The organism is Pedobacter terrae, from assembly GCF_036946585.1.
In the GTDB taxonomy this organism is placed as follows: Bacteria; Bacteroidota; Bacteroidia; order Sphingobacteriales; family Sphingobacteriaceae; genus Pedobacter; species Pedobacter terrae_C.
The window spans coordinates 32,923-45,565 of record NZ_JAQIIV010000017.1; the positions used below are offsets into that span (position 1 = coordinate 32,923).

General features: G+C 39.3%; 7 protein-coding genes. 6 read left to right on the top strand and 1 reads right to left on the bottom strand.

Going from position 1 to position 12,643, the window contains the following annotated elements; genetic code table 11:
- Nucleotides 1-131 precede the first annotated feature (131 nt).
- Nucleotides 132-3,359, bottom strand: coding sequence for an amidohydrolase family protein (locus PGN18_RS18250; protein WP_335321031.1), 3,228 nt, complete (start codon nucleotides 3,357-3,359; stop codon nucleotides 132-134).
- 72 nt (nucleotides 3,360-3,431) lie between these two features.
- Here PGN18_RS18250 and PGN18_RS18255 point away from each other — a divergent pair, with 72 nt between their 5' ends.
- From PGN18_RS18255 to thrS, 6 genes are all read left to right on the top strand, one after another.
- Nucleotides 3,432-5,330 carry a RecQ family ATP-dependent DNA helicase gene (locus tag PGN18_RS18255; RefSeq protein WP_335321032.1) on the top strand — a complete coding sequence of 633 codons (1,899 nt, stop codon included), beginning with the start codon at nucleotides 3,432-3,434 and terminating at the stop codon, nucleotides 5,328-5,330.
- 252 nt (nucleotides 5,331-5,582) lie between these two features.
- A complete protein-coding gene (locus PGN18_RS18260; RefSeq protein ID WP_335321033.1) occupies nucleotides 5,583-6,890 on the top strand; it encodes an MFS transporter in 1,308 nt (435 codons plus the stop codon).
- 21 nt (nucleotides 6,891-6,911) lie between these two features.
- The gene (locus tag PGN18_RS18265) at nucleotides 6,912-7,649 is read left to right on the top strand and encodes a (Fe-S)-binding protein (protein WP_335321091.1); all 738 of its coding nucleotides are present in this window, start codon (nucleotides 6,912-6,914) and stop codon (nucleotides 7,647-7,649) included.
- A gap of 655 nt (nucleotides 7,650-8,304) precedes the next feature.
- Nucleotides 8,305-9,207: a hypothetical protein gene (locus PGN18_RS18270; protein ID WP_335321034.1), complete on the top strand. Its 903-nt coding sequence runs from the start codon at nucleotides 8,305-8,307 to the stop codon at nucleotides 9,205-9,207.
- A gap of 190 nt (nucleotides 9,208-9,397) precedes the next feature.
- Nucleotides 9,398-10,504 carry an acyltransferase family protein gene (locus PGN18_RS18275; RefSeq protein WP_335321035.1) on the top strand — a complete coding sequence of 369 codons (1,107 nt, stop codon included), beginning with the start codon at nucleotides 9,398-9,400 and terminating at the stop codon, nucleotides 10,502-10,504.
- A 207-nt stretch (nucleotides 10,505-10,711) separates the two neighbouring features.
- The gene (gene thrS / locus PGN18_RS18280; RefSeq protein ID WP_335321036.1) at nucleotides 10,712-12,637 is read left to right on the top strand and encodes a threonine--tRNA ligase; all 1,926 of its coding nucleotides are present in this window, start codon (nucleotides 10,712-10,714) and stop codon (nucleotides 12,635-12,637) included.
- The last annotated feature ends 6 nt before the right edge of the window (nucleotides 12,638-12,643 follow it).

Genomic DNA, 12,643 nt, shown 5'->3' on the forward strand with positions numbered 1-12,643 from the left:
TTATCTTCATGCCCTTTGCAGTTGCGGTTAATGATTCATTTACTATTTCCTGACCATATAAGCAATATCATTATTATCCTGATTGGATCTTGTATCCCTTATATGGTTTACGGTCAGTGCTAACTTCTTTCTTAATCACAATGTGGAACCGTAAACGTCCAGGTTTCTGATTCCCCGTTTGGAATAATGTAGCCGTTTCCTTTTGCACTCTCGAACCATAACTTGCCTCGAAGTTTTTCTCGCGTACCTACTTCGTTTAAAGTGGCGCTATCGTAAAGCCGGCCATTAATCATTACATATTTGATTTTTTCAGAATTGCGGATATCATCTAAAGGGTTGGCATCCATAATCACCATATCTGCCAGTTTACCCACTTCTAATGAACCGATTTCTTTGTTCATGCCTAAATAGCTTGCACCGTTTAATGTGGCAGACCTTATGGCCTGCAGCGGACTAAATCCACCCTGAACCAGCATCCACAACTCCCAGTGCGCTCCTAAACCCTGTATCTGCCCATGTGCACCAAGGTTAACTTTGGTACCACCATCAGCAATTTGCTTGGTGGCTTTGGCAACTTCAATATGGTTGTAGTCACTGTATTCGGACGTAGTTCTACGTCTTGCTCTTGAGTCAATAATAGAGCGAGGGGTGTAAGTCATCAATTTTTCGTTTTCCCATACGTTGGTCCTGTCGTACCAATAGTTTTCGCCCCACTGGCCGCCATAAGCTACAATTAAAGTTGGGGTATAGGCTACTTCTGTATTGTTCCAAAGCGTGGTTACATCTTTATAAACCGGCAAAACAGGAATACTGTGCTCAATGCCGGTATGTCCATCAGCAACCATGTTCATATTGGTGAAAAATGTGGAACCGCCTTCGGGTACAACCTCCATTTTAAGCTGGCGGGCTGCTTCCAAAATTTGCTGACGCTGCTCTCTACGGGGTTGGTTATATGATTTAACCGAAAATGCACCTACAGCTTTCAACCGGCGAAGGTTGGCCAATGCATCATCCAAACTGTTAATCACCACCTTGAAATCGCCATCTGCACCATATAAAATAGATCCAGTAGAATAAACCCTCGGACCAACTATTCTGCCAGCCTTCAGCATTTCGCTTTGGCTAAAAACCATTTCAGTATTGCTTGATGGATCGTGTGAAGTAGTTACACCAAAAGCCAGGTTCGCCATATAACTCCAGTCGCTTTGAGGCGTTATTCCATCCGGACTGGTTCGCAGGTGTGCATGAACATCAACAAGGCCGGGCATAATTGTTTTGCCGTTAACATCAATTATTTTGGCATTGGCCGGAATATTTACTGCATCTGCTTTTCCTATTGCCGTAATTTTATTTCCTTCGGTAATGATGGTTCCATTTTCAATCACCTCATCACCTTTCATCGAAATAATCCTTGCTCCTTTAAGTGCAAGTGTTCCGGTAGGCATGTCCGATTTTAGTGTCAAGTTAATGTCTATGGCAGAAGCTTCAGTTTTCGGCGTAGTGCCATCAAAATTGAATGCACTGCTTACATCAATAGTAAAGTATTTTGGACCTAATGTCCAATGCAGAGTTTTACTATCTGCACTCCATTGCATATATGTTCCGCCATCAGTTGTTACTTTGGTAACCGGGATGGAATTATTGCCTGCAGAAGCATCCTGTGCTGTACCGATGTTGATCATTGGCGTGATGTAAACATTAAATAATTCATTAAATGCCAACCATTTATTGTCCGGGCTAATTACAAACTGATTCGCGTATTGTGAGGTAAAATGAGTCCTTTCGTTTGCACCGTTCAGGTCAATACTTTTTAACGCTTTTTTTCCATCAGCATAACTTTGGAAATAAATGCGCGTATCGGCATTGTTAAACTGCGGGCGGATTCCATTGTCCGAAATCAAAGTTTTAGCACCACCATTGGACGGCATTATAAAAATACCGGTGCCCCGACCGAAGTTATAGCCTAAGACGTCGTTCCCACTCCCTTTTCTAAAGACAATTTTATCTCCCTTGGTAGAATATTTTGGCGAATAATAAAAACCTTTTTCATCAGTTAGCATAATGGTTTTTCCAGATTTTATATCTGTACGTTTTACTGCTCCACGTAGCTCATCGCTCCAGGTAGTATAAATAATGTATTTTCCATCAGGACTAAAGGCCGGTTCAAATTCAAAGTCTAAGCCATTTGTTAATCTTTCCGGTGTTCCTGCTGGCAATTCCTGTTTATACAAGTATCCTGCTGCATTAAAAACAACTGTTTTTCCGTCGGGCGAGGTAGTTAACTGCCTTAACATTTTTGCTTGGAACTCATTACTGAAAACCTGCTGCTCGAAATGTAAGGCTTTTTGTACGGTTTGGATGGTATTGGCCTGAAAAGGTATGGTGGTGTTGATCAGTGTCCCAATTTCTGTTTTTCTGATTTTTCCTTTCGCGTAAAAAACGATGCTTTTACTATCCGGTGTCCAGGCAAAATTTGGGTAAACCCCAAAAATGGCCCATGTTTCTTGTTGATCATGTGATAAATCTTCATTTATTGGCCACTCTTCTCCTGTTCTGAGGTTCTGAACATATAAGGTAGACTTTAATCTTACCCGTTTTACAAAAGCGATTAAATTTCCATCCGGAGAAACCTGCGGACGGCAAGCACCTCCCTGTTCGTCAATTAAGGTATTTAATTTTCCAGTGGTTAAATCCAGCTGACGAATGGCATAAATGGTTCCATTGGGATCTTTACTGTATTCGAAATTTGGGCCTGGAGTTACATCTTCGCTAAAGTAAACATATCTTCCATCAGGCGAAACGTTGGGTTCACCGGCATCCTGCTGATCATTTTTCCGTTTAGTTAACTGCACGCCATCACCACCGTTTATACTATACATCCACATTTCGCCTGCGCCGAGCGAACGGCTTGCCGTAAAGTGCTTACGCGCAATAATGTATTCGCTGTTTGGCATCCAGGTGGCATTATTCAATAACCTGAAGCTCTCTTTGGTAATTTGTTTTTTACCCGAGCCATCCCGGTTCATGATCCAGATATTATCTCCACCACTTTTATCGCTGGTGTAGGAAATATATTTTCCGTTAGGGCTAAAGCGCGGCTGAACATCCCAGGCAATTCCTCCGCTAATCAGTTTTGCGACACCACCAGCAATTGGCATAACATAAATGTCCCCCAATAAATCAAAAACAATTTCCTGTCCATCAGGACTTACATCCAGATTCATCCATGTGCCTTCATCGGTGTTTAAAGTGAAATTTTTGGTTGTTCCCTGGTATTTTTCAATATCCCATTTTTTCTCCTGGGCATTAGCACTGAAAAATAACAGAGAAAGAGCGGATAGAAAGTAAAGGTGTTTCATCAAATTTTTGATTAATTGTGGAGCAATTTAGCAATATCAACAGCTTTTTTATAGTTTTGATACCGCCGATTTATGACAGCAATAGAGATTTTACAAAAATATTGGAGACACCAGGCTTTTAGACCTTTACAGGAAGACATTATTGCTTCGGTTTTGGAAGGCAAAGATACTTTGGCGCTGTTGCCCACGGGTGGGGGGAAATCGATTTGTTTTCAGGTACCTGCACTGGTAAAAGAAGGAATTTGTATAGTGGTTTCACCACTGATTGCTTTGATGAAAGATCAGGTAGAAAACCTAAAATCGAAAGGGATTGAGGCCATTGCCATTTATGCAGGTATGGGTAAACGCGAAATCGATATTTTACTGGATAACTGCATTTATGGCAAGGTTAAATTCCTGTACCTTTCACCTGAAAGATTGCTTTCGGAATTGGTGCAGGTCAGGATATCTTACATGAATGTGAACCTGATAGCGGTAGACGAAGCACATTGTATTTCGCAATGGGGTTATGATTTTCGTCCACCATATTTACAGCTATCCAAACTTCGCGAAATCCTGTCTAATATTCCTGTTTTAGCGCTTACGGCTACCGCTACTGAATTTGTACGGAAAGATATTGTAGCAAAACTGGAAATGAAAGACCCACAGGTTTTTGTAAAAAGTTTTGCAAGGGATAACTTAAGCTATGTGGTTGTTGGTAATGAGGATAAATATAAAAAGCTGATCGATATCTGTAAAAATGTAAAAGGGACTGGCTTGGTGTATGTTCGAAATCGAAGGGAAACCGCAGAAGTAGCCAATTTTATTAACCGCAACGGGATCAAAGCCGATTTTTACCACGCCGGGTTAGAGCGTGATGTACGTTTCTTAAAGCAGGAAGAATGGAAGAATAACAAAACCCGCGTTATGGTAGCCACTAATGCTTTCGGGATGGGTATAGATAAGGCAGACGTTCGTTTTGTAGTGCATTTAGATTTACCCGAAAGTTTGGAGGCTTACTACCAGGAGGCCGGCAGGGCAGGGCGCGATGAAAAAAGAAGTTATGCGGTTTTATTGGCCAATCAATCGGATATCATGAGTTTGGAATCGAGGTATTTGGATAGTTTCCCTTCACCAGATGAAATGAGAAAAACCTATCATTACCTGGGAAATTATTTTCAACTGGCCTTTGGTGCCGGTGAAGGCTTAACCTTTGCTTTTGATATCGCTGATTTTTGTAAGCGATTTAACGTTAGTGTTTTAAAAACAATTTCTGCGTTAAAGTTTTTAGAACATGATGGCTATCTTACCTTTTCAGAAAGTGTTTTTTTGCCTTCCAGGATGATGTTTATTGCCAGTCACGAGGATGTCTACCGTTTTCAGATCGAAAATAAGGCTTACGATGGGATAATAAAGACCATTTTACGTTCCTACGGCGGTGCTTTTGATGGTTTTGTTAAAATTAATGAGTCGGATTTAGCCAATAGAACAGGCTTATCTTATAAAGACATTATCGCGCTGCTGGATAAATTACAAACAGTCGAGTTGCTCACTTATATCCAACAAACAGATCAACCACAGTTGCAATATATCAGGTCCAGGGTAGATATGGATCATTTTCATCTGGATGTAAAATACCTGGAGCTTAGAAAGGAAATCTTACATAAACAGATCAATGCTGTGGTCAGCTATGCTTCATCTAATTTGTGCAGAAGCGTCCAGTTGCTTCATTACTTTGATGAACACCATGCGACAAAGTGTGGCGTTTGCGATGTTTGTCTGGCTGAAAAAAGAGCCGAAAACCAGCATTCGCTACGTGAAGAAATAGATTACGAAGTTATTTCTCTACTTCAGCAGCAACCTTTAAGTCTTGATGATTTGGTAACCCATATTAACAATGGCAATGAAGGGGAAAGAATTGATGCCATTAGAGAATTATTAGATGCCGGTAAAATTAAAACAGATGGGAAGAAGTATTACTTGGAGATGTGAGATGTGAGATGTGAGATGTGAGATGTGAGATGTGAGATGTGAGATGTGAGATGTGAGATGTGAGATGTGAGATGTGAGATGTGAGATGTGAGATGTGAGATGTGAGATGTGAGATGTGAGATGTGAGATGTGAGATGTGAGAAAAATGCCAGACAAGTTACAGATAAAATATTAGTTTTGTAATGAAGTATTTAATCGCCTAAAAAAATAAATCCATTAATCGATTAAGCTGTTAACCTCCCATAAAACTAAATGATAGAAAAAGATAATAAGAAAACCATTCGTTCTTGGGCTTTCTTCGATTGGGCAAATTCAGCCTATAACCTGGTTATAACCTCAACAATTTTCCCGGTTTATTACGTTGCCATAACCACAACTGAAGCGCACGGTGATGAAGTAACCTTTTTTGGTAAAACTTTTATCAACACCGTTTTATCAAACTATGCTTTGGCATTCGCTTATTTAGTTATGGTGGTTTTATTGCCGATTTTATCATCTTATGCCGATGCAAAAGGCAAAAAGAAATTTTTCATGAAGTTATTCACCTATGTTGGATCATTTGCCTGCATGGGCCTGTTTTTCTTCAAACTCGAAAATCTAGAAATGGGAATTATTTGCTTTGTGTTAGCCGCAATAGGTTATGTTGGCGGTGTGATGTTTAACAATGCTTATTTGCCAATAATTGCATCCACAGAAAATCAGGATAAAGTAAGTGCGCAAGGATTTTCATACGGCTATGTTGGCAGTGTTATACTTCAGTTAATTTGTTTCGTATTTGTATTGAAACCTGATTTATTTGGCATCACCGATAAATCCCTTCCTGCTCAAATATCTTTCTTATTAGTAGGTATATGGTGGTTTGTATTTGCTCAGATTCCGTTTAAGGCCTTACCAAAGGATATTCCAAGTCAACCTGATCATGGTCATGGCTTTATTAAAAGTAGTTTCGGCGAGTTTGTCAAAGTTTGGAAACAATTAAAACAGATTAGTTTTTTAAAAAATTATTTAATTGCTTTTTTCTTTTACTCAATGGGTGTACAAACCATTATGCTGGCAGCGGCGGGCTTTGGAGCAAAAGTGTTGAAATTAGAATCAAGCAGCTTAATTGCTGTCATTTTGATTATTCAATTGGTTGCAATTTTAGGTGCATGGCTAATGTCTCGGTTGGCAACAAAATGGGGTAACATAAATGTTTTGATTATTGTAGTATTGATTTGGATAGCTTGCTGTGTATATGGTTATTCAATTACTACTGAAGCTCAGTTTTATAGCTTGGCTGCCATAGTTGGTTTAATAATGGGCGGAATCCAATCCCTATCTCGTTCTACATATTCCAAACATATTCCTGAAAATACTACCGATACTGCTTCATTCTTCAGCTTTTATGATGCTACAGAAAAATTAGCGATCGTAATTGGTTTGTTTAGCTTTGCTTTTATAGAGGGAATCACACATAATATGCGCCAATCGATCATCGCTTTGGCATCATTTTTTATAGTAGGACTAATCTTTTTGGTAATCTTAAGGAAAATCGAACGCAAAGAACCAGCAAAATTGTAAGTTTGCAGCGTAAAGAATATGATGAAAGTAGAATTATTTGTGCCTTGTTTTGTAGATCAACTTTATCCGGAAACCGCTTTTAATACTTTAAAGTTATTAGAGAAATCGGGATGTGAGGTAAACTATAATTCAAAACAAACCTGTTGTGGACAACCGGCTTACAATGCTGGCTATTGGGACGAAGCTAAAGAAGTGGGCACGAAGTTTCTGAATGATTTTACCGAAAACACTTATGTAGTGGCGCCATCAGCATCGTGCGTAGGAATGGTGAAAGGTGGATTCAATGATCTTTTTACCAATACGATTGTACATAACAAATGTCGTAGTTTACAATCAAACATATGGGAGTTATCCGATTTCCTGGTTAAAGTGGCTAAAAAAGATTATTTCGGTGCGGAGTTGGAAGGTAAAGCGGTGTATCATGATTCGTGTAGTGCTTTGCGCGAATGTAAAATCAAGGATGAGCCACGTCAGCTTTTATCTAAAGTACACGGTTTGGAGATGATTGAAATGGAAGATACGGATATGTGCTGTGGTTTTGGTGGTACATTTGCCGTTAAATTTGATGCCATTTCATCGGCCATGGCCGAGCAGAAAGTAAATCATGCCCTTGCGCAAGGTGCTGATTATATCATTTCTACTGATTTATCATGCCTGTTACACCTGCAAGGTTATATCGATAAAAATAACCATCCAATCAAAACCATGCACATCGCCGATGTATTGTGTAATGGCTGGCTGGAGAGTACCGAATATTAACTTAAACGTCGAAGGTTTTGAAAACTGCGAGGTTTGATCGTCTCCATGGTCTGTGTCCTCACAGACCATCATCGTTAAAACCAGAATTTCGGTCTGTGAAGACACAGACCGAGGAAGGAGCTGATTAAGTGTTTATAATAACGAGATTGTCATGCTGAGTTTATTTTACAAGTAGATATGATGTTTTCAATGGCCTTGTAGCTACTTCGTGGTCAGCATCTTTTCTGTTAAACCGCCTTGCTATGAAGACCCTGAAACACCTGTCCGACTGGCCGGGCGGAAGTTCAGGGTGACGGCCGCCTAAACCTGATAGGTTTTTCTTACAAAGGCGCACAGCTTTTTTTTAACTAAACCCCAGCCCGATCCGTTGCAGGCGATGACTAACAGCGTTATCCCGGTTTAAAGATCAATTTTAAACTATAGCGTATGTTCTATCGGAATTAAGCAAAGGGCGGGACTTTTACAACAGAAGCACTACTGCAACTGCTTTCCAAAATACAATTGTAAAAAATAAATTACATCGGGCTTTAAACAGCTTATTTGGACAATCCAGGTATTGACTTTAACACTATTTAACACGTTTTACATTAAATCTAAAATATCTTTGTTAAACCTTTTCAAGGCTTTTGTATCCAACTCACAAAACAAAATCAAAATGAAAAAAATAACCGTCGCTTTACTTGGGTTTTTATCAATTGTATCTGTGGTAAATGCCCAAAAGAAAAAAACTTCGGGCGCTATACAATTCGAAAACACGGTAGATCCTGCCGCAATGGCTTTGGCGAGTGGCATTCAGTTAACCGATCAGATGAAAGCAAGGATGCCTTCCTCAAGTAAAACCAATTTTGAATTATTATTTACAGCAACCAATGCCAGTTATATGCCGGTTGAAGAAACGGAAGATAGCAACGGTGCAGGTGGTGGCGGTGGAGGAATGGGTAGGATGATGATGCGTTTTGGTGGTGCTGGTGGCAACCGCGAGTATTATTACACTTTTGCTGATAAAAGCCTAACAGAGGTATTCGACCTGAATGATACTACCTATTATATGCCAAGCAAATTAACCCTTTCTACTTCAGGACCAATCTCTTCGTTCAGAATGGGAGCTGGTAACCCTAATGATACCACGAAGGCAAAAGCTGCCCAGGCACCAAAAATTGAAGTGGTTAAAACGGACTCAACTAAACAGATTTTAGGTTTTACCTGTCATCAGGCCATTGTAAGATCGACAAGGGCAATCAAAATTTTAGATATGGATAAAAATGTGGTGGAAGAAACCAAAATCTGGTATACCAACGATTTAGGTTTCGATTTTTCTCCAAATCCAAATATGTGGACAGAAGGTACGGTACTTGCTATTGAGGGAAGAGGAAACAGCACCGTTGCCAAAAGCATCGAATACAGAAATGTAAGTGCTAAAGATGTAACTGCGCCTAAAAAAGCAAAACTGATTAGCCCTGAAGAATACAAATCTAAAATGGAGAACATGATGAAACGTTTCAGACAAAACAGACCAGGTGGTGGCGGAAGCCAGATCAGATCATTTGGTATGAATTAATTATTTCGCGAAATTTCCGAAGTTTGTGCTTTTGGCCAGCCCGTGGGCTAACTGCTGAAGTCTTACAATAAAGCCTTAAAAGCGTAAGCATTCAGGGCTTTTTTTGTATCATTTTTGAAAGAGTTATTTTTAGTCTTTGCATCCAATTGAAGAATAAGTATACTTGGGTTCAGATAAAACCTGGCCTAAAGTGATTACAGCAGAAAACAAGACAAACTTATTAGCAACTAAACAGCATTTCGAAATTTTAGATGGGTTACGAGGCATAGCAGCCATTGTGGTGGTCATTTTTCATTTTATGGAAATTGCCATTACTGATTATAGCAAAAATTTTATCGGTCATGGTTATCTGGCTGTCGATTTCTTTTTCTGTTTATCCGGCTTTGTAATGGCCTACGCCTACGATAACCGTGCGGCACACCTTGGTATTACACAATTTTTCAAATTAAGATTAATTCGTTTACACCCTTTGGTTGTTATTGGCGCTGTATTGGGCCTGCTAACTTTTCTATTTGATCCTTTTAGTGATTTTTACCCTGTTTATGGCTTCGGTAAAACAGCTTTGTTATTTTTAACCTCGGCTTTCCTCATTCCATACCCTATTATGGTAGAGCGTTACACCAATTTATTCTGTTTAAATGCGCCGGCGTGGTCACTGTTTTGGGAATACATCGCTAACATCTTCTACATACTGCTGCTTTATAGAATTAATAAAAAAGCATTAATAAGTCTTGTCTTTGTCGGAGCGGCGGTGCTTTGTTATGTAGCTGTACGGTCTAAAAATCTTAGTGGGGGCTGGGGCGGACAAAATTTTTGGGATGGAGGAGCCAGGGTACTGTATTCATTTTCTGCAGGAATGCTTGTTTACCGGCTCAACCTTATTATTAAAAACAAATTTGGGTTTTTAGGACTTACTGCGTTATTATTGGTCGCCTTTTTATTTCCTTTTAATGATGATTATAACTGGATTAGCGAATCTATAATAGTATTATTTTACTTTCCATTATTGATATCATTGGGAGCGGGGGCAAGGTTGAGTGGAGGTTTGAAAAACATTTGCAGGTTATCTGGTGATATTTCCTATCCTCTGTACATGACCCATTATCCTTTCATCTGGCTATTTTTAACTTATGTGGCCGTAATAAAGCCGTCAATGTCTACGTTATGGGTAGTTATTCCGGTTTCGGTATTGCTTTTAGTCGTTTTCTCTTATATTGTAATGAGGTTTTTGGATGTTCCTTTGCGTAGATGTTTGAAGACTAAATTCTTTAAAGGAGCTAAAATAAATTTAGCATGACGATTGCGTTAGACAAAGCGTAAAATAATCATGTCAATAAATATTAGTAGAAGCCAGTCTAATGTAAATTATCGTGTAAACGTTCGCATTTACTTATCATCTTTAACTTGCTTTTTAGTCGAAAAAAATCTATTTTTGCACAAAATAAAATCACATTGTAGGTGATCTTTAAAACTTTTTTATTTAAAATTTAAATCATAGTTGTAGATGATTAACATTACTTTACCTGACGGTTCTGTTCGTCAGTATGAAAAGGGCACTTCTGCCCATCAAATTGCATTGTCAATTTCAGAGGGCTTAGCCCGCAACGTGTTAGCCGCCGAGGTTAACGGCGAGGTTTGGGATTCAACAAGGCCGATCGAGTCTGATTCAACAGTAAAATTATTGACCTGGAATGATGCAGCCGGAAAGTCGACTTTTTGGCATTCATCCGCTCACTTAATGGCCGAAGCTTTAGAAGCCCTTTACCCAGGTACAAAATTTGGTATTGGTCCGGCAATTGAAACTGGTTTCTATTATGATGTAGACTTTGGCGACCGCGAATTTTCTTCGGATGATTTCAAAGCCATTGAAACCAAAATCATCGAACTCGCTAAACAAAAGGAAACTTTTGTTCGCGAAAGTGTAAGCAAAGCTGATGCGGTGAAATACTTTACAGAAAAAGGCGATGAGTATAAATTAGATTTAATTGATGGCCTTGAGGATGGTAAAATTACTTTTTATACCCAGGGTTCATTTACCGATTTATGCCGTGGACCGCATATTCCAAATACTGGTTTTGTAAAAGCCGTAAAACTAATGAATGTGGCGGGTGCATATTGGAGAGGTGATGAAACCAAAAAACAGTTAACCCGCATTTATGGCGTAACTTTTCCTAAGGCGAGCGAGCTTACTGAATATCTTTTAATGATTGAGGAAGCGAAAAAACGCGATCACCGTAAATTGGGAAAAGAATTGGAACTTTTTGCCTTCTCTGAAAAAGTGGGTATGGGCTTACCGCTATGGTTGCCTAAAGGAACTGCTTTGCGCGAACGTTTGGTGAATTTCTTGACTAAAGCACAGGCAAAAGCAGGATATGAGCAAGTTGTTACACCGCATATCGGACATAAAAATCTATATGTAACTTCAGGTCACTGGGAAAAATATGGTAAAGACTCTTTCCAACCAATTAAAACTCCACAGGAAGGAGAGGAGTTCTTCTTAAAACCGATGAACTGCCCGCACCACTGTGAGATTTATAAGACCAAACCACGTTCTTACAAAGATCTTCCCGTTCGTTTTGCAGAGTTTGGTACGGTGTATCGTTACGAGCAAAGTGGCGAATTACATGGTTTAACCCGTGTACGTGGCTTTACTCAGGATGATGCGCACTTGTTTTGTATGCCCGAACAAGTGAAAGATGAATTTAAAAAAGTGATCGATTTAGTACTTTATGTATTTAAATCGTTGGGCTTTGAAAACTATACTGCCCAAGTTTCGTTAAGAGATCCGGAGAACAAATCGAAGTATATTGGTTCTGATGAAAACTGGAAATTATCAGAAACTGCCATTATCGAAGCTGCTGCAGAAAAAGGCTTAAATACTGTTGTAGAATATGGCGAAGCGGCCTTTTATGGTCCTAAGCTTGATTTTATGGTGAAAGATGCTTTAGGCAGAAAATGGCAGTTGGGTACTATTCAGGTTGACTACAATCTACCGGAGCGTTTCGAACTGGAATATACTGGTAGTGATAACCAGAAGCACAGACCAGTAATGATTCACCGTGCACCTTTCGGTTCATTGGAAAGATTTATTGCGGTTTTGATCGAACATTGTGCCGGAAACTTCCCATTATGGTTAAGTCCTGAACAGTTTATTATTCTTCCCATTTCAGAAAAATATGAAGAATATGCAAAAAAAGTTTTAGATGAACTAAATAATTCCGATATTCGCGGGCTGATTGACTTTCGTGATGAGAAAATCGGTCGCAAAATACGCGATGCGGAGGTTAAAAAGATCCCATACATGCTCATTATCGGCGATAAAGAGATGGCGGAAGGGAAAGTTTCTGTTCGTAAACATGGAGAGGGAGATTTAGGCGAAATGACGTTGGAAGAGTTCAACAATTTATTAAGAAAAGAAATAACAGTTTAAATTAAA